Source organism: Nocardioides sp. NPDC006273 (genome assembly GCF_040613495.1).
In the GTDB taxonomy this organism is placed as follows: Bacteria; Actinomycetota; Actinomycetes; order Propionibacteriales; family Nocardioidaceae; genus Nocardioides.
Window position 1 is genome coordinate 1 of record NZ_JBEXSD010000087.1, and the last position, 18,104, is coordinate 18,104.

The following is an 18,104-nucleotide window of genomic DNA, read 5'->3' on the forward strand; positions in this document are numbered from 1 at the left end:
GGTCTGCGGGGCGCTGCGCTAGACGATGACACCTTGTGAATCGTTCACGAGGGATAGCGCCCGGGCCATGCCGGAGGCCACTGGTCGTCGGCTATGACAGAGGGTCCGAGTTCGTGAACCCCTTCACAAGGTCGACCCGGTAGGCCCGGCAGACGGGGTAGGCCGGAGCAGGCCGCAGCGCGGTCAGACGCGGCGGGTGAACCGGATCCGTCCGTCCGGGAGGCGTTCATGGTCGTGGTTGGGCTCGTGGATTCGGCGATGATCGCTGGGGCACAACAAGACCATGTTTGCGAGATTTGTGAGACCGCCTGCCGACCAGGGTTTGAGATGGTGTGCTTCGGTCCAGGCGGCTGGCGCGTCGCAGTCTTCTGCTTGGCAACACTTGTCCCGTAACCGCAGTGCACGGTGTTGGACGGGGTGGGCGAGCCTTGTGGTGCGGCCGAAGTCGAGGATCTCGGAGCCTGTGCCGAGTACGACCGGGATCAGGTCGGCGTTGCAGGCCATCCGGCGGGCCTCAGCAGCGGTGATCTGCTCTCCGTCGAACCCCAACGCCGCGGTACCGAGGTCGTTGCGGAGGTCCTCGACGTTCATGGTGATGAACACCGTGGTGGCGTGGCCACCGTGCCGGGGCAGCTGGTCGATGTCGTAGGTCTCAACGATCCGGGCGAAGGCCTGGCCCAGCAGCCGGTCATAGGGGGCTTTACGGCCCCGGTCCTCCGCGGAGAGCTTCCTCGGCTGCGCCAACGAGTCCAGGATGGTGCGCAGCCTCATGCCGACCGCGTTCGAGACCCGGGCGTGGATGTCTACGGTCCCGTCGCCGTTTGCGCGGGCGGTGAAGTAGGTGCGCCGTTGGGCGCGTTCTTCCTCGCGCTGCAGCGCTTTGGCTTCGGCGGCCTCGAACCGGTCGGGGTCGACCTCGAACAGGATCCGCTTCCCGATGATCTCGAGCTTGGTCGCGGTCATCTGGGTGGCGTACTCGACCAGCAGCTTCTCCGCCAGGACCAGGTTCTCGGTGCTGGCTTCGGGGTCGGCCTCGACCGCCTCGAGGGCTTTGACGATCACCCTCGCCTTGTCTGGGGACACCACACCCTCAGCGAGGCCGGCGGCGACGAGCTCGTACTTCGCGAGCCCGGCGGCCAGTTTCACCTCGGCGCGTCCGATCTTCTTGTCGACCAGCAGCTCGGCCAGCATCCATCCCGAGACGTCTTTGGCGCCGGTCTCCTCGGCGATGTCACCGGCGACAGCGAGGACCCGCAGTCTCAGCGCGGCTTGTTTGGCCTGGAGGATCTCCAGCCGCTTCAACCGGTCCTTCTTCTCACCGGTGCGCCAGTAGACGGGGTCGCGGGCGAGCAGGGTGTCGAGGGAGGACTCGAGGGCGGCGAGCTCTGCGTCGATCGGGTCCTGAGGGTTGGTGCCCCAGTGGTTGATCTCGGGTTCGAGACTCATCGCTGCCCCTCCTCTCCCGTGTGTGTTCAGAGGCGTGTCGTGATGGGTCTGATTCTACCCTTTCACCAGCATCTGTGCCACCTCTTTTTGCAGGTCAACTGCTGTTTTCGCGGCGGGCGAACGACCTCGTACCTGTGGATGGTAAGTGGCCCGAAGGGCCACCCTCTCACCCCACGCGCATCACCGTTCCGAAGCAAGATTCCGCTGCGCCACACCCGGGCCGCCGCCCCGATAGCCAGCCATCTTTTTTCTCGACATGGCCCGGTGTCCAGGACCGCGTAGCGGCCGGCGAAGCCGGCGGCCGAAGGCCGTCCTTGAGGCCGGGCCATGTCGAGAACACCCTCGAAGAAGGGTCGGCGGCCCACACTCGCCCTTCCGCGAAAGGTCTCCGGCAGGGAGGTCTCGACAAGCTCGACCACCGGATACAGAGGGTCTCGACAAACTCGACCACCGGATACAGAGGGTCTCGACAAGCTCGACCACCGAGGACTGGTCGTTCCCGCAGGGAACCGTGTTGGTCTCGACACGCCTCCGCCCAGCGGCTCCGGCGGCTCGACCAGCGGGGTATGAGGTCTCGACAAGCTCGACCACCGAAGCGATCACCCCCGATCGAACGACACCAACGCCACCCCAGCAAGCCCAGCACCAACCACCGCAGTCCCGGCAAGAACCCAGAAGAGCCCGTCGTGCCCACCCATCACAACAGCGACGCCAGCCCCCACAGCCGGAGCGAGCGCACCCGCGATCCCGGCAGGCGCGGAGTAGACCCCGTTGAGCGCGGCGTACCTCTCCGGACCCCACACGTCGCTGACGACGGTCGCGGAGATGAGCGTGTAGAGACCGCGAGCGGTCCCGGTGAGCACCGCGACGACGATCATCACCCAGCCGACCGCGGGCAGCAGCGGAAGCAGCGCCACCGAGGCCGCGAACCACAGCACTCCCCCGAGCATCCGCGCCCGCACGCCGAAGCGCCGCGCCAGCAGCGGGTAGAACGCCCGCCCAGCAACCTGGCCGGCGCCACTGAGCCCGAGCGCCCAGGCGGCGGTGGCCGGACTCAGCCCAAGCTCGACGAGGAACGGCACCAGGTGAACGATCGAGGCGAACACGGCCATCGTGACCAGCGTGCCCGCGAGCGTGAGCAGTACGAACCGGCGGCTCCGCAGGACGTCCCGGTCCCGCACCGGTCGACCGTCGCTCGAAGCCGTCGGCTCCCAACCGAGGTCGAGCACCACGACGCTCGGGACGAACGTCAGCACCACGAAGGCGCCGGCCAGGATCGCGTACGTCCACCGCCACTCCACCCAGCCCGCCAACGCGTCGGTGAGCGGCGCGAAGATCGTCGAGGCGAACCCGCCCGCGAGAGTCAGCGTCGTGATCGCGTCCACCCGCCGCGAACCGAACCAGTGCGTCAGCGCCGCGAAGGCCGGCGGATAGAAGGTCCCGGCGGTCGAGAGCCCGACCAGCAGCCAACCCAGCGCGAAGATCCAGTACGAAGGCGCAGCTGCGACCACGAGCAGCGCGACAGCCCCCAGCAGGCTGGCCCCGGCCATCACCCAGCGCGGCCCGTAGCGCTGGATGACTCGTCCGACGGGGATGCCAGCCACCGCTCCGAGGAGCGTGCCGGCCGAGAAGGCGGTGGTGATCGCGGCCGCCGACCAGCCGGTGGCGTCGACGATCCGCGGCTGAAGGACGGTGAAGGCGTAGTAGAGGACGCCGTACGCAGCCGTGACGGTGACGCAGAGCGTGACCAGCACCGCGCGCAGCTGCCGAGCCTCGACCCGCTGTTCCACTCCCAGACCTCCACCCAGCACGTACGTTCGTGATCCTCCCGTACGCGCTGTGTCGGCTCGGGTCAACGTTCCAGGTGGACCTGTCCCGCGACGCCGCTGAGCTTGGCCGGGTTGCGGACGTAGTAGAGCCCGGTGACCATGCCGTCCTCGACGTGCAGGGTGACGACGCCGTCGACCTCTTCGCCGAAGTAAAGCAGCATCCCCGGCGCTCTGTTGACACTGGTCAGCTCGAACCTGGGGATGCCGTACTTCGTCGCCAGCCCCGTGAAGAACCGCAGCACCTTGTCGGCGCCGTGAATCGGGTTGAGGGCCGCCTGCACCACACCGCCGCCGTCGGAGAAGAGCACGACATCGGGTGCCAGCACATCGAGCAGCGACTGCAGGTCGCCGCCGGTCGCGGCGTCGCGGAACCGCTCCAGGGCACGCCGTGCCTCGGTGGCCGAGACCGCCTCGCGCGGCCTCCGCTCGGCGACGTGGTCGCGTGCCCGATGAGCGATCTGCCGCACCGCGGCCGGCGACTTGTCGACCGCGGCGGCGATCTCGTCGTAGCCCAGCGCGAAGACCTCGCGCAGGACGAAGACCGCCCGCTCCGTCGGCGAGAGCGTCTCCAGGACCAGCAGCACCGCCGTCGAGAGCGAGTCGGCGAGCTCGGCGTCCTCGGCGACGTCCGGAGCGGTCAGCAGCGGCTCGGGCAGCCACGGACCGACGTACGTCTCCTTGCGGCGCGACAGCGTCCGGATGCGGTTGAGGGCGAGCCGGGTCGTGATCCGTACCAGGTAGGCGCGGTGGTCGCGCACCTCCTCGAGCGGCACATCGGCCCAACGCAACCACGTCTCCTGGAGCACGTCCTCGGCGTCGGCGGCCGAACCGAGCATCTCGTAGGCCACCGTGAAGAGCAGGTTGCGGTGGGCGACGAAGCTCTCGGTCGCGGCATCCGCGCTCGCACCACGGGACTCACTCATGCCGCCGGCTCCGTAGGGCAGAGCAAAGAACACGGACCCAGCGACCTGAGGCCGATCGTCGCTCGCTTGCGCTCACTCATGCCTCGGACCCTACCGGCGCGGGCGCCAACGGGATCTCGCAGACGTCGGAGTAGCCCTGGCTCTGCAGCCCGGCGGCGGAGTTGAACCGCGAGCGCATGTTCTCCAGCGCGATCATCTGGGTCAGCTCCACCATCGCCTCGGTGCCCAGCTCGGCCAGCAGGGCCGCGACCATCTCGTCGGTGACGGCCATCGGCGTGGTCGTCATCGCCTCGGCGTACTCGATGACCCTCCGCTCGGTCTCGTCGAAGACGTCGGAGGTCCGCCACACCTGCACCTGGCTGATCTTCTCGAGGTCGAGGTTCTCGTTGCGGGCGAGGTAGTAGCCGAAGTCCAGGCACCAGCTGCACCCGATCGTGCTCGCCGCGGCCATCTCGGCCAACGACCTGTACGTCGGGTCGAGCGCCTTCCACTTCCCCGCCTTGGTCTCGAACCCCATCACCGCGCGCAGCACCGGCTTGTGGTGGAACAGGACGTAGCCGACGTCGGGGACCTCGCCATACATCCTCTTGCTCATGCGCCGCACCACGGCGCCGTAGAGACCGGTCAGATCTGCCTTGGGGATCCTGAACGTGCTGGGCATCGTCGCACTCCTCTGTCTGGGTCGAGCATCTCGTCACCATCCAGACACCGACAACCGTCAGGTTGTGACAACGCGGCTCGCTAGGGTGGCATTCGTGAGCGAGCGCCAGCGAGTGACCCGACAAGAACTCACGCGACCACGTCCGTACTCTGGCGCTTGCGCTGCGGCGGTGGTCGCGTGAGCGAGCCAGAGACGACGACCATGGCGGAGGGCGTTGCCCGGATCGAGTGGGCCGCGGGCGAATCCGTCGATGTCGTACGCCGCGAGGTGGCCACCGCGCTGCTCACCCATCATCGGGTGGAGGCGCTGATTGACCCGGGCGACCCTGCTGAACAACGCACCGCGACCTGGTCGGGTCTCCATCGTGAGGGTCTGCTCCGCGGCGTGTCGGGCGGCGAGGACCGGATGATCTACGCCCGGGTGGCGAGCGATGCGCCGGTGGAGGCTCCCGAGGGCTTCCGGGCGCTGCTCAACTCGTTCCTTCCGCGCAAGCGCGCGATCGGGCAGATGCTGGTGCGCGACCCCGAGGACCGGGTCCTGATGTGCCAGCTGACCTACAAGAAGGACTGGGACCTGCCCGGCGGCATCGTGGAGGTCGGCGAGTCGCCGAAGCTGGCGACCACCCGCGAGATCGAGGAGGAGCTCGCCCTCCTGATCCCCGCCGGCGACCTGCTGCTCACCGACTGGCTCCCGCCCTGGGGCGGCTGGGACGACGCCATCTGCCTCGTCTTCGACGGCGGCATCCGACCCTCCTCGATCGTCGAGCAGGCCACCCTCCAGCCGCGCGAGATCCGCTCAGTGGCGTTCTGCACCCTCGACGAGGTCCGCGACCGGGCCGCCGACTTCACCGCGCGCCGGGTCGAGGCCGCTCTCGCCGCGCTGCGGGACGGCCGCGGCTACACCGAGTCGGGGCGCGCGTAGCACCCCCTGCGCGACAAGCGCCCCGAGGACCAGAAGCGCGCCACCGGCGAGCTCACCGGCGCTCGGCACCTCCCCGAGCAGCAGCCACGCCGAGCCGATCGCGACCGGCGGCACCAGCAGAATCCACGGGACCACCGACGACGCCGGATGCTTCGCCAGCAGCGAGTTGAAGATCCCATAGCCGACGAACGAGGCGAGCACCACGGTGTAGGCCGTCGAGACGAGCGCCTCCCAGCCGAACGCCGCAACCCCCTCGCGTACGCCTTCGGGCCCGTCGATCACCAGCGAGAGCGCCAGCAGCGGGAGCGGCACGACCAGCGCGGACCAGACCGTCAGCGAGAGCCCCCCAGGCACCTTGGCCGCCCGGGAGATCACGTTGCCGATCGCCCAGGACAGCGCGGCGAGCAGGCACAGCAGGAGCGCCACGCCCGGCACGTGGCCACCCCGACCCAACGCCACGACGACCAGCCCGAGAGCGCCCGCGACCACCCCGACCGTCTGCAGCACGGTCGGCCGCTCGCGCAGCACGCCCGCCGCGATGACGATGGTGAGCACGACCTGCGCCTGGAGCACGAGCCCGGCGAGGCCGGGAGGCATCCCGGCGGCCATGCTGGTGTAGAGCAGGCCGAACTGGCCCAGGCTCATGAAGATCCCCACCGCGGCGATCACCCGCCACGGCGCCTTCGGACGCGGCAGCAGGAAGACCGCCGGGAACGCGACCAGGACGAAGCGCACGGCGAGCAGCAACAACGGCGGCACCGACTGTCCGTCGCGCTCCTCGAGACCCCAGTCGATGACGACGAAGTTGAAACCCCACAGCACGGCGACGAGGACGGCGAGCAGCGAGTCACGGCGATTCACATCAACCAGGATGAAGGCAAAGATCATGAAGCACCAGCGAATGATTATTCATCTGACGCCGTAGCATTGCTTCATGATCGATCTCGCCGCCGTGGTCGCGCTCCGCGCTGTCGACACCCATGGCTCGGTGGTCGCGGCCGCCGACGCCCTCGGCTACACCCCCAGCGCCGTGTCCCAGCAGGTCAAGCGGCTGGAGCGGCAGGTGCGCGTGCCGCTCCTGGAGCGGATCGGGCGCGGCGTGACGCTCACCCATGCCGGGCGGCATCTGGTCGAGGAGGGGTCGCGGCTGCTCGCCGACATGGAGTCGCTGGAGTCAGGGCTGCACGAGCAGGCCACGACCGTGGCCGGCCGACTGCGACTGACCGCCTTCTCGACCGCGATGCGCGGGCTGATCGCGCCGGTCGCCGGCGAGCTCCGCACCGCGCATCCCGAGCTCGCCCTCACCCTCTCCGAGCGGGAGCCCTGGGACACCGTCGAGCTGGTCGCCACCGGCCACAGCGAGATCGGCGTGGTGCACTCCTGGGGCGACGTACCTCTCTCCATCCCCGACCATCTGGTCACCACCGAGCTCCACCGCGACATCGCCGACGTGATCGCCCATCGCGACCATCCGCTGGCCCAGCACGCCAAGGTGTCCCCGCACGACCTCGTCGCCGAGAACTGGATCGCGACGCCCGAGGGCACGATCTGCCGGCAGTGGCTGAACCGGATGTACGCCGGGACCGGTCACCTGCCCCGGATCGCGCACGTCTCGATGGAGTTCGACAGCCATCTGGCGTTGGTGCGAGCTGGCCTCGGGATCGCCCTCGTCCCCCGCCTGGGGCGGGCGGCGCTGGGCGAGGACCTGGTCGCCGTACGTGTCGTCGACCCGGTCCCCACCCGCGAGGTCCTCGCGTTGCACCGGCGCACGATGGCCGCCTCGCCGGCAGTCACCGCGGTGGTCGCGACCCTGGCGGCTCAGTCGGCCGAGCGGGCCCAGCCGGCTCAGAACAGCGCGGAAGCCAGCGACTGACGGCCCTTGAGCACCCGCTCGTCGTCGTTGCCGACGGCGGCGAACAGGCCCAGCAGATGCTCGCGCGCCTGGTTGCGCTCGTCCCCTGCCGTACGCCGCACCAGCTCGATCAGCCGGATGAAGGCGTCTTCGACGTGGCCCCCGAGCAGATCCAGGTCGGCGACGAGAGTCTGCGCCTCGACGTCGTCGGGCGCGGCCGCGGCGGCCGCGCGGGCCGCGTTGAGGTCGACGCCCTGCGTACGCTGGAGGACCTTGGCCATCGCCAGTCCGGCGACAGCTTCGGAGTCAGCGGGGTTGGAGGCGATCAGCTTCTCGTACTCGGCCACCGCCGCGTCGATGTCTCCGCGCTCGAGCGCGTCCTGCGCCGGGGCGTAGCGCGGGTCCATCGACGGCTCGGCACCCTCTTCAGTCGCCGCGGCGCCGCCGAGGGCGTTGGGCTTGTGCCGCCCGCCGATCCCCTGGGTGGTGAGCTGCTGTCCGAGCTGCTGGAAGACCGTGCGTAGCTCCTCGAGCCCGAGCGCCCCCGGGATCGGCTGGGTGACCGGCCGGCCGTCGAGCAGGATGTAGAGCAACGGCACCTGGGGCACCTGCAGCGCCTGCGCGATCTGCGGGTTCTTGTCGATGTCGACCTTGCCGAGGAGGAACCGGCCGTCGTACTCCTCCACGACCGTCGAGACGTCGCCCGCGTAGGTGACGCTTTCGGGGGCACGGGAGGCCGAGTAGAAGACCAGCACGACCGGAGCGGTCATCGATGCCTCGATCACCGACTGGAAGATCTGCTCGTCGACCTCGACGGTATAGGAGCCGACACTGCCCCCCTGGGCCGGAGCCGCATCGGCCGGACCGCCGAACGAGGCGGCCTGTGCGGGAGTGGTGCTGGCGAGTCCGGAGAGGTCGACGGCTCCGGGGCGGGAGAACGGCTGCTGCGTCATGGAACCAATCCTATGAGCAGGCACCAGCGCGGCGGCCAACCGACGTTGGTTTGTCAGACACTGCCGCGCAGACCGGCGCGCTGGACGACGCGCTGGATGGTCAGGTCCCGCTCGTTCGGCCGACCGACGAAGTAGATGTTGTTGAGCCCCTGCTCCTGGGCGGCCGACTCGAAGACGAAGTGGCCGTAGTTGAAGATCTGGCCGGTGAACGACTGCTTCACGGTGATGTCGAGAACTCGCGCCAGCGGCATCGTCGCCAGCTCGCTCGAGAGCACACCGTGAACGCGGAAGATCCGCATGTTGGTGACCACGAACCGGTCCCGACTGACCACCAGCGACCGCCAGAACGCGTGCCCGACCAGCCCGAAGGCGAGCAGCACGATGATCCAGGCGACGTTCATGTTGATCGTCGCCGCCACGATCATCAGCGCCAGCCCGAGGATCACCTCCAGCACGGACTTGATGTAGGCGACCCAGTGATGGGTCACCTCGTCGACGACGACCTCACCTTCGTCACGCAGAAGGTGCTTGGAGATATCGACACCGAAGAGGTTCACGGTCCCAACGATAGTGACCCCAGGGCGCGAGAGTCGACAGAACGAGCCGTACGCCGGGACATCCTCCTCCGAGAAGTCGGTTTCTGAGCGCGAGAGGTCGGTTCTCGGCCCCGACACGTCAAGGACTGACTACTCGGCTTCAGCGACCGACTTCTCGGCGAGGAGGGTGTCGGCTGCGGCGTACGGATCCCGCTCGCCTTTGACCACCTGGGCCGCAAGGGCGTCCAGGTCGTCCATCTCGCCTACGGTCGTCCATCTCGCCCGCAGGGTCTCGACGGCGATGGCCTCGACCTCGGCACGGGCCCGACGGGTACGCCGCACCTCCAGCGTCCCGCTGGACCGCAGCCAGTCGCGGTGCTCGTCGAGCGCGGCGACGACCTCGGCCATGCCCTTTCCGGACTGAGCGACCGCGGCGAGGACCGGCGGGGTCCAGGACTCCGCAGGGCGGTCGGCCAGGCGCAGCATCCCGCGCAGGTCGCGCTGGACCTTGGTCGCGCCGTCCCGATCGGCCTTGTTGACGACGTAGAGGTCACCGATCTCCAGGATCCCGGCCTTCGCGGCCTGGATGCCGTCACCCATCCCGGGCGCGAGCAGCACCACGGTGGTGTCGGCGAGCCCGGCGATCTCGACCTCCGACTGGCCCACACCGACGGTCTCGACCAGCACCACGTCGAACCCGGCGGCATCCAGCACCCGGATCGCCTGCGGCGCCGACCAGGCGAGACCGCCGAGGTGGCCGCGGGAGGCCATCGAGCGGATGAAGACGCCCGGATCGGTGGCATGGTCGGTCATCCGGATCCGGTCCCCCAGCAGCGCGCCACCGGAGAACGGCGAGGACGGATCGACGGCCAGCACGGCCACGGTGCGACCCGCGGAGCGCAGCTCACGGACCAGCGCGGAGGTGGTGGTCGACTTCCCCACACCGGGCGCGCCGGTCAGCCCCACGATGTGGGCGTGCCCGCCGTGCGGCGCGAGCTCGGCCATCACCTGGCGGAGCCGCTCTCCTCCACCGACGGGGGCGTTCTCGACGTACGACACCAGCCGCGCGACCGCCCGGGGCTCACCGCCCCGGGCGCGCGCGACCAGGTCGCTCACATCAGCGATGGCTCAGACCTTGGGCACACGCACGATCAGGGCGTCACCCTGACCGCCACCGCCGCACAGCGCGGCCGCGCCGGTGCCGCCGCCGCGACGCTTGAGCTCGTGCGCCAGGTGGAGCACGACGCGCGTGCCGGACATGCCGACGGGGTGGCCGAGCGCGATCGCGCCACCGTTGACGTTGACCTTCTCGGGGTCGAGGCCGAGCTTCTTGGTGGACTCGATGCCGACGGCCGCGAACGCCTCGTTGAACTCGACCAGGTCGAGGTCGGCGGCGGTGATGCCCTCCTTCTCCAGCGCCTTGGCGGTGGCGTTGGCCGGCTGCAGCTGCAGGCTCGAGTCGGGGCCGGCGACCATGCCGTGGGCACCGATCTCGCACAGCCACTCCAGACCGAGCTCCTCAGCCTTGGCCTTCGACATCACCACGACAGCGGCGGCGCCGTCGGAGATCTGCGAGGCGGACCCCGCGGTGATGGTGCCCTCCTTGGAGAACGCCGGGCGGAGCTTGCCGAGCGACTCGGCGGTGGTGTCGCCGCGTACGCCCTCGTCAGCGCTGATCACGATCGGGTCGCCCTTGCGCTGCGGGATGGAGACCGGGACGATCTCGTCGTCGAAGACGCCGTTCTTCTGCGCGGCGGCCGCACGCTGGTGAGAGGTGGCGGCGAAGGCGTCCTGCTCCTCGCGGGTGAGCTTCACACCCTCGGCGTTGATCTGCTCGGTCAGCCCGCCCATCGCCTGCTGGGTGGCCTGGTCGTAGAGCGCGTCGTAGGCCATCGAGTCCACCAGCGCGGTGTCGCCGTACTTGAAGCCCTCGCGGGACTTCGGCAGCAGGTGCGGCGCGTTGGTCATCGACTCCATGCCGCCCGCGACGATGATCTCGGCCTCGCCGGCGCGGATCAGCTGGTCGGCCATGGCGATGGTGTTGAGGCCGGAGAGGCACACCTTGTTGACTGTGACCGACGGGATGTTCATCGGCAGGCCGCCGGCGATGCCGGCCGCGCGAGCCGGGTTCTGACCGGCACCGGCCAGGATGACCTGACCCATGATCAGATAGTCGACCTGCTCCGGCGAGACGCCCGCCTTCTCCAGGGCGCCCTTGATGGCTACGCCACCCAGATCGGCTGCGGACAGGCTCTTGAGCCCGCCGAGGAGGCGGCCGATCGGCGTACGCGCCCCGGCGACGATGACGTTGGACATGGGTCCTCCAAGAAAGTTTGCTGGTGCTGATCCGCCCATGAGGTTACTTATTAGTAACCTTCCTGGGAAGAGTGATGACGGCAGCTTGGTGTGGCTGTCATCACACATTGTGCCCGTTGGACCCGAGCTCAAGGAGAGTAGGCCCATGACATCAGTCGAGATCCCACCGCACCTGTTCACCCAGATCGACCACGTCGGTCTCGCCGTCGCCGACCTCGACGCTGCGATCGAGTTCTACGAGAAGACCTTCGGCATGAAGCTCGCCCACCGCGAGACCAACGAGGAGCAGGGTGTCGAGGAGGCGATGATCGCGATCGGCGACTCCGACAACAAGCTCCAGCTGCTCGCGCCGCTCAACGAGAAGAGCACCATCGCCAAGTTCCTCGACCGCAACGGCCCCGGCATGCAGCAGCTGGCCTACCGGGTCACCGACGTCGAGCAGGTCTCCGCGATCCTGAAGGAGCGCGGCGTACGCCTTCTCTACGACGCACCGCGACGCGGCACCGCCGACTCCCGGATCAACTTCATCCACCCCAAGGACGCCGGCGGCGTCCTGGTCGAGCTCGTCGAGCCGGCCACCCAGCCCGGCCACTGAGCCGCCCACCGGGCCATCACCGGCCCCATCACCGACCCAGAGCCCATCAGGGCACATGAACGTTCCAAGAGTCATGTGTCACATGAGGCTGGTCAAGACGGTTACTCACCAGTAATGTCCAGCGAATAGAGTCAACCGCGACCCCTACGACGACGCAGGAGCCGACCACCATGCAGAACATCCTCGACGCGATTCTCGCCGGCGACACGCCCGGCGAGGAGTTCGCGAACCTCGAGATCCCCAGCCACTACCGTGCCGCAACCGTCCACAAGGACGAGGTCGACATGTTCGAGGGCGTCGAGACCAAGGAGAAGGACCCGCGCAAGTCCCTCCACGTCGAGGACGTCGCCCTCCCCGAGCTCGGTCCGGGCGAGGCCTTCGTCGCGGTGATGGCCTCGGCGATCAACTACAACACCGTGTGGACCTCGATCTTCGAGCCGGTCTCGACCTTCGGGTTCCTGGAGCGATACGGCAAGGAGTCCGAGCTCGGCGCCCGCCACAACCTCGACTACCACGTCGTCGGCTCCGACCTGTCGGGCGTCGTGCTGGCCGTGGGCGCCGGCGTGACCAAGTGGAAGCCGGGCGACCGCGTCGTCGCCCACTGCCTCTCGGTCGAGCTCGAGGCCCCCGACGGCCACAACGACACGATGATGGATCCCTCCCAGCGCATCTGGGGCTTCGAGACCAACTTCGGCGGCCTCGCCGACGTCGCGATGGTCAAGGCCAACCAGCTCATGCCCAAGCCCGAGCACCTCACCTGGGAGGAGGCCGCCTCCCCCGGCCTCGTCAACTGCACCGCCTACCGCCAGCTCGTCTCCGTCAACGGCGGCAACATGAAGCAGGGCGACAACGTCCTGATCTGGGGCGCCTCGGGCGGTCTCGGCGGCTTCGCCACCCAGTACGCCCTCAACGGCGGCGCCAACCCGGTCTGTGTGGTCTCCAACGAGGAGAAGGCCAAGATCGTGCGCAACATGGGCGCCGAGATGGTCATCAACCGCTCCGAGATGGACTTCAAGTTCTGGAACGAGGACGGCACCCAGCAGAACCCGAAGGAGTGGAAGCGCCTCGGCAAGGCGATCCGCGACCTCACCGGCGGCGAGGACATCGACATCGTCTTCGAGCACCCGGGCCGCGAGACCTTCGGCGCGAGCGTGTACGTGACCCGCAAGGGCGGCACCATCACCACCTGCGCGTCGACCTCGGGCTACATGCACGAGTACGACAACCGCTACCTGTGGATGAACCTCAAGCGGATCATCTCCAGCCACTTCGCCAACTACCGCGAGTCGTGGGAGGCCAACCGCCTCATCGCGCAGGGCAAGATCCACCCGACGCTGTCGCGGACCTACACCCTCGAGGAGGTCGGCCAGGCCTCGCTCGACGTGCACCACAACAAGCACCAGGGCAAGGTCGGCGTGCTCTGCCTGGCGCCCGAGGAGGGCCTCGGCGTCCTCGACGAGGAGAAGCGCGCGGCTCACATCGACAAGATCAACCTCTTCCGCGGAATCTGAGACTCGCGGTCTAGGTAAATAGATTACGGTTGAGACTCGTTTCACGGCCGGTCTCCCCTTGCGCGAGGGGCGACCGGCCGTAGTCTTGCCCTTTGGGAGCAGAGGCAGCTCGTAGACGACCTACAGTGTGAGGAATCCGCCACAAATGACGAATGAGGGACTGTCCATCTTCAACGAGGCTTCAGAGCCTCGGAAGAACCCCGAGCAGGACTCGACCGAGACACAGGTCCTTCCCCGGGTTCCCGGCGCGTCCGGGTCGCCCAGCTCCGGCCACAACTCCCCACCACCGGCGCCAGGCTCACTCCCAGCCTTCCCGGTCGTGCGACGTGGCGGATACGACCCCGGGACGGTCAACGCCCGGGTCCAGCAGCTGCTCCAGGCCAACGGCCAGGGCCAGTCGGCCCTGCGCAACGCGCAGCGACGCATCGGCGAGCTGGAGCGCCAGGTCACCGAGCTGAAGGCCGCCGCTGCGCAAGGCACCGAAGCCCCCTCCTACGCCTCTCTTGGTGGTCGCGCGAGCGCGATGCTCCGGCTGGCCGAGGAAGAGGCCGCGGCGGTCAAGGAGGCCGCCGAGAAGGAGGCCGCGGTCATCCGCGAGGCCGCCCAGCGCGAGGCCGCCGCGACCAAGGCGTCCGCCCAGCGTGACATCGAGTCGCTGCGTACGACTCACTACAAGGAGATCGACGACCACCGCGAGAAGGTGACGTCCGAGGTCCAGCAGGCCCGCAAGATGGTGCAGGCCGAGAGCGAAGAGCTGCTCGCCGCCGCCAAGCGCGAGGCCGACCAGATCCGGCTCGCCGTCCAGCAGGAGGTCACCCAGCTGCGTACGTCGACCCAGCGCGAGGTCGAGAAGGCCCGGGCCGGCGCGGACCGCGAGGTCCAGGAGGCCCGGCGGATGCTCGCCGTCGAGCGCGAGCGTCTCGCCCGCGAGGCCGCCGACCACCACGACCAGGCGATGGCCGAGACCACTCGCATCGTCACGGAGGGCGAGACCCGCGCCGCCGACGCCGAGGAGCGGGCCCGGATCGCCGCCCAGCACGTCGCCGACCAGCGCGCCGAGCTGGCCAAGGAGTCCGAGGGGATCATCGCCCGCGCCCGCCGCGACGCCGAGGCGATCCTGTCCAAGGCTCGCGCCGAGGCCGACCACCTCGCCTCCACCGCGACGGTCGAGGCCGAGAAGGGTCACGCGATCATCAAGGCCGAGGTCGATCGCCTGACCAAGCGCCGCGACGCGATCGCCGCTCAGCTCTCCTCGCTCACCGACCTGGTCTCCGGGTTCGGCAAGACCGAGGACCCGGCAGAGCTCGAGGCTCCCAAGCCGATCACCGAGGACGAGGACATCGTCGACGGCGAGCTCGTCGACCAGGTCGAGGAGAGCGTCACTGTGGTCGACTCCGAGGATGACCTCGGTGACGACTACGACGACTACGACGAGCCGTCCGAGAAGACCGCGATCCGCGAGCCCGAGACAGCTAAGTCCGAGAGGTGAACGCCGCCGCTGCCGACCGTCCAGGGGACGGTCCGGAGACGACGTCTGCCGAGACCGGCCCCAGTGACGACGCGACGGGCGACAGCGAGGCCGCGATCATCGTCGACGAACCGGAGCCGGAGCCAGAGACAGAGACAGAGGAGAGCGAACGGGACAGGCGGTTCGGCAAGCCCGGACCGCCGTTCGACCGGAGGTCTCCCTACCTGTTCGGGTTGCTCCTCGGCCTCGGTCTGCTGACTGCCTACGCCGCGTCGAACCTCTTCACCACGATGGGGAGCGTGATCCTCCAGGTGGTGGTCTCGCTCTTCATCGCCGCGGGGATCAACCCGATGGTGGTGTTCCTGCAGAGGCGCGGCTTCCCGCGGCCGTGGGCGGTCCTGACCGTCATCCTCGGAGTGCTGGGCGCGCTCGTGCTCTTCTTCGTGGCACTCGTGCCGGTGATCAGCGACCAGATCGCCAAGATCTCGGCCAACGTGCCCGACTGGATCGAGGAGCTCCAGCGCAACCAGCGCATCCAGCAGTTCAACGACGAATACCAGATCCTCGACAAGGTGCAGGACTACGTCGCCAGCGGCGACTTCGTCAGCAGTGCGTTCGGCGGGGCGCTCGGCGTGGGCCTGGCGGTGATCAACGTGCTCGTCACGGGCTTCATCGTCATCGTCTTGACGCTCTACTTCATCGCCGCCTACGACCAGACGAAGAACGCCCTCTACCGCCTCGCCCCGGCCTCGCGCCGCGACCGGGTCAGCAAGCTGGGCGACCGGGTCTTCGAGGGCATCGGGGGCTACGTCTCCGGCGCCTTCATCGTCGCGCTGTGCGCCGGCCTGTCCACGCTGGTGCTGCTCTTCGCCGTCGGGATGGGCGAGTACGCCGTCGCGCTTGCCTTCGTCGTCATGATCACCGACGTGATCCCGATGATCGGGGCCACCATCGGTGCGATCATCGTCTGCTCGATCACCTTCGCGACGACCGACCTGAAGACGGGCATCATCGCGGTGATCTTCTACATCGCCTACCAGCAGTTCGAGAACTACGTCATCTACCCGCGGGTGATGTCTCGCTCCGTCGACGTCCCCGGGGTCGTCATCGTGATCGCGGCCCTCGTCGGCGCCTCGCTCCTCGGTGTCGTCGGCGCGCTGCTGGCGATCCCGACCGCGGCCGCCATCTTGATGCTGATCCGCGAGGTCTACGTCAGGGCTCAGGACCAGAGGTAGCCACACCCTGGGAAGCGCCGCACGCAGCCGATGCGTGCGGCGCTTCGCCATTTCAGGAGGCAGTCGTCGACTGCTCGCCCTGCTGGACCGCGATGATGCCGGCCAGCACCACCAGCCCACCGATGAGCTGGATCAGCCCGGGAGCCTCACCGAGCAGCAGCCAGGCGAAGACGACGGCCGAGACGACCTCGAGAAGCCCGACGAACGAGGAGAGCCGCGAGCCGAGGTTTCGGGTGGCGGCGATGCCGGTGGCGTACGCGACCGAGCAGGTCAGCACGCCGAGGCCGATCAGCGGCACCCACCACGCGACCTCCAGGCCCGCCATGACGACCGGCGCCGTCTCGATCGCGAACGGGATGGCCCCGACCAGGCAGAGCAGCGCCAGCAGGATCGTTGCGCCCGTCAGGCCGAGCCACGCCAGCGCGAGCGGCGGCAGCGTGGTGCTGGAGTGAGCGTTGAGGACGAAATAGCCGGCGAGGCCGACGGCCGCCCCGGCAGCCCACAGGATCCCGACCGGGTGGACGTTCGCGCCGCTGAGCAGGTCGAGGACGAGCACGAGCCCGGCGATCGCGACCAGAGCGCCCACCATCGTCAGCCGGGAGGGCCGCTCCCCGTGTCGCAGCCACATCCACGCGACCACGAGCACGACCCCCATGTACTCCATCAGCAGCGCCGGCCCTACCTCCATCCACTGCACCGCCGAGAAGAACGCGAACTGCGGCACCACGATCGCCAGCAACGCGTACGCCACCACGAGCCGCCAGCTCGCCGCGACGCTCCGCCACCGCCCGGCGAGCGCGCGCACCGCGAAGGGGGCGAGCACGACGGCACCGATGCCGACGCGGAAGGTCAGCACGCCCCCAGTCGACCAGCCGGTGTCGAAGAGGCCGCGTCCCAGCGGCCCGGAGAGGCTGAACGTGACCGCCGAGACGACGGCCAGGAAGAGTCCGGCAGCCACCAGCGGCGTCTTCGTCGTGCTCTGCGGCACCGCTTCGTCATTGGTCAAAGTCGTCATGACACATGACAATCCCATCGCCACGGTAATGTGTCAACATGGTTTTCACCCATGACACCGAGGTCGGCCTCCAAGCAGCCGCGGCACTGGCGAACACCCTTGCCCTCTCCCCCGGCTCGACCGACGAGCTGACGACGGTGGCGGCGCTCGAGGAGTTCTTCGTGACGTACGACTACACCGGACGCCACGACCGCGACCGCGCCGAGCTCGACGAGGTCCGCGCCCTCCGGGTCCCCCTGCGCGATCTGCTCACCGCCGAACGCGACGAAGCCGTACGGCTGGCCAACGCGATGCTCGCCGAGCACCGCGCCACCCCCCAGCTCGTCCGCCACACGACCTACGACTGGCACATCCACGCCACCGAGCCCGACGCCCCACTGGCCACGAGAATCGCCGTCGAGACCGCGATGGCGATGGTCGATGTCATCCGCGCCGACGAGCTGTCCCGGCTCTCGATCTGCGCCGACGAGGGCTGCGAGGGGATCGTCGTCGATCTGTCTCGTAACCGCTCCAAGCGCTACTGCTCGGCGACGTGCACCAATCGCAATGCTGTTGCTGCTTATCGGGAGCGGCGGGCTGCGGGGGTGAAGTAGCCGCCAGCGGGTCCCGCTGGTCGAGCCGCTGGTTCCCCGCTGGTCGAGCCGCTGGAGCCGCTGGGCGGAGGCGTGTCGAGACCAACACGGTTCTCGTCGGGGAAACCTCGCTTGGCGACTGTTTCTTCGTTTCAGGGTTCGCCGCCGACCCTTCTTCGAGTGTTTCTCGATCATGCACCGCCTCAAGGACGGGCTTCGCCCGCCGGCTTCGCCGGCCGCTTCGCGGTCCTTGACCCGGCACCTGATCGAG

16 protein-coding genes and 1 pseudogene are annotated in these 18,104 nt (G+C 68.8%); 7 read left to right on the forward strand and 10 right to left on the reverse strand.

Translation table 11 applies throughout. The features are described from left to right. Nucleotides 1-183: 183 nt before the first annotated feature. From ABZZ22_RS24955 to ABZZ22_RS24970, 4 genes are all read right to left on the reverse strand, one after another. Entirely contained in the window at nucleotides 184-1,446 is a 1,263-nt protein-coding gene (locus tag ABZZ22_RS24955; protein WP_354937516.1) for a DUF222 domain-containing protein, read from the reverse strand. A 599-nt stretch (nucleotides 1,447-2,045) separates the two neighbouring features. Continuing rightward, nucleotides 2,046-3,236, reverse strand: a complete 1,191-nt coding sequence (locus ABZZ22_RS24960; RefSeq protein WP_354937519.1) for an MFS transporter — start codon at nucleotides 3,234-3,236, stop codon at nucleotides 2,046-2,048. A gap of 62 nt (nucleotides 3,237-3,298) precedes the next feature. Beyond that, nucleotides 3,299-4,198, reverse strand: coding sequence for an RNA polymerase sigma-70 factor (locus ABZZ22_RS24965; protein WP_354937522.1), 900 nt, complete (start codon nucleotides 4,196-4,198; stop codon nucleotides 3,299-3,301). Between the two features lie 76 nt (nucleotides 4,199-4,274). Then, nucleotides 4,275-4,859 carry a carboxymuconolactone decarboxylase family protein gene (locus ABZZ22_RS24970; protein ID WP_354937525.1) on the reverse strand — a complete coding sequence of 195 codons (585 nt, stop codon included), beginning with the start codon at nucleotides 4,857-4,859 and terminating at the stop codon, nucleotides 4,275-4,277. Between the two features lie 177 nt (nucleotides 4,860-5,036). On the opposite strand from ABZZ22_RS24970, the gene ABZZ22_RS24975 reads away from it, so the two are divergent. Continuing rightward, nucleotides 5,037-5,780: an NUDIX hydrolase gene (locus ABZZ22_RS24975; protein ID WP_354937528.1), complete on the forward strand. Its 744-nt coding sequence runs from the start codon at nucleotides 5,037-5,039 to the stop codon at nucleotides 5,778-5,780. A 24-nt stretch (nucleotides 5,781-5,804) separates the two neighbouring features. On the opposite strand, the pseudogene ABZZ22_RS24980 reads toward ABZZ22_RS24975, so the two are convergent. After that, nucleotides 5,805-6,668: pseudogene (locus ABZZ22_RS24980) on the reverse strand (EamA family transporter); the annotation flags it as partial. A gap of 46 nt (nucleotides 6,669-6,714) precedes the next feature. Here ABZZ22_RS24980 and ABZZ22_RS24985 point away from each other — a divergent pair. After that, the gene (locus tag ABZZ22_RS24985; RefSeq protein WP_354937530.1) at nucleotides 6,715-7,653 is read left to right on the forward strand and encodes a LysR family transcriptional regulator; all 939 of its coding nucleotides are present in this window, start codon (nucleotides 6,715-6,717) and stop codon (nucleotides 7,651-7,653) included. Here the strand turns inward: ABZZ22_RS24985 and ABZZ22_RS24990 are convergent. From ABZZ22_RS24990 to ABZZ22_RS25005, 4 genes are all read right to left on the reverse strand, one after another. Then, nucleotides 7,626-8,585 carry a tetratricopeptide repeat protein gene (locus ABZZ22_RS24990; RefSeq protein ID WP_354937533.1) on the reverse strand — a complete coding sequence of 320 codons (960 nt, stop codon included), beginning with the start codon at nucleotides 8,583-8,585 and terminating at the stop codon, nucleotides 7,626-7,628. The genes ABZZ22_RS24985 and ABZZ22_RS24990 overlap by 28 nt on opposite strands. A 53-nt stretch (nucleotides 8,586-8,638) precedes the next feature. Continuing rightward, entirely contained in the window at nucleotides 8,639-9,142 is a 504-nt protein-coding gene (locus ABZZ22_RS24995; RefSeq protein WP_354937536.1) for a PH domain-containing protein, read from the reverse strand. Nucleotides 9,143-9,271: 129 nt separating this feature from the next. After that, nucleotides 9,272-10,237 carry a methylmalonyl Co-A mutase-associated GTPase MeaB gene (gene meaB, locus ABZZ22_RS25000; RefSeq protein ID WP_354937539.1) on the reverse strand — a complete coding sequence of 322 codons (966 nt, stop codon included), beginning with the start codon at nucleotides 10,235-10,237 and terminating at the stop codon, nucleotides 9,272-9,274. A 12-nt stretch (nucleotides 10,238-10,249) separates the two neighbouring features. Continuing rightward, nucleotides 10,250-11,437: an acetyl-CoA C-acetyltransferase gene (locus ABZZ22_RS25005; RefSeq protein ID WP_354937542.1), complete on the reverse strand. Its 1,188-nt coding sequence runs from the start codon at nucleotides 11,435-11,437 to the stop codon at nucleotides 10,250-10,252. 145 nt (nucleotides 11,438-11,582) lie between these two features. Between ABZZ22_RS25005 and mce the strand changes: the two genes are divergently transcribed. The 4 genes from mce to ABZZ22_RS25025 all read left to right on the forward strand — a co-directional run bounded on the left by mce (nucleotide 11,583) and on the right by ABZZ22_RS25025 (nucleotide 16,246). Then, on the forward strand, nucleotides 11,583-12,032 hold the full coding sequence (mce, locus tag ABZZ22_RS25010; protein WP_354937545.1) for a methylmalonyl-CoA epimerase: 450 nt from the start codon (nucleotides 11,583-11,585) through the stop codon (nucleotides 12,030-12,032). A 170-nt stretch (nucleotides 12,033-12,202) separates the two neighbouring features. Beyond that, the gene (gene ccrA / locus ABZZ22_RS25015; RefSeq protein ID WP_354937548.1) at nucleotides 12,203-13,543 is read left to right on the forward strand and encodes a crotonyl-CoA carboxylase/reductase; all 1,341 of its coding nucleotides are present in this window, start codon (nucleotides 12,203-12,205) and stop codon (nucleotides 13,541-13,543) included. A 145-nt stretch (nucleotides 13,544-13,688) separates the two neighbouring features. Continuing rightward, nucleotides 13,689-15,032, forward strand: a complete 1,344-nt coding sequence (locus tag ABZZ22_RS25020; RefSeq protein ID WP_354937551.1) for a hypothetical protein — start codon at nucleotides 13,689-13,691, stop codon at nucleotides 15,030-15,032. Continuing rightward, nucleotides 15,029-16,246 (forward strand): AI-2E family transporter, encoded by a 1,218-nt coding sequence (locus tag ABZZ22_RS25025; RefSeq protein WP_354937554.1) that lies wholly within the window; start codon nucleotides 15,029-15,031, stop codon nucleotides 16,244-16,246. Before ABZZ22_RS25020 ends, ABZZ22_RS25025 begins: the two co-directional genes overlap by 4 nt. Before the next feature lie 52 nt (nucleotides 16,247-16,298). Here ABZZ22_RS25025 and ABZZ22_RS25030 read toward each other — a convergent pair whose 3' ends face one another. Next, nucleotides 16,299-17,261, reverse strand: coding sequence for a DMT family transporter (locus ABZZ22_RS25030; protein WP_354937557.1), 963 nt, complete (start codon nucleotides 17,259-17,261; stop codon nucleotides 16,299-16,301). A gap of 38 nt (nucleotides 17,262-17,299) precedes the next feature. Here ABZZ22_RS25030 and ABZZ22_RS25035 point away from each other — a divergent pair, with 38 nt between their 5' ends. After that, nucleotides 17,300-17,854, forward strand: a complete 555-nt coding sequence (locus ABZZ22_RS25035; protein WP_354937560.1) for a CGNR zinc finger domain-containing protein — start codon at nucleotides 17,300-17,302, stop codon at nucleotides 17,852-17,854. The last annotated feature ends 250 nt before the right edge of the window (nucleotides 17,855-18,104 follow it).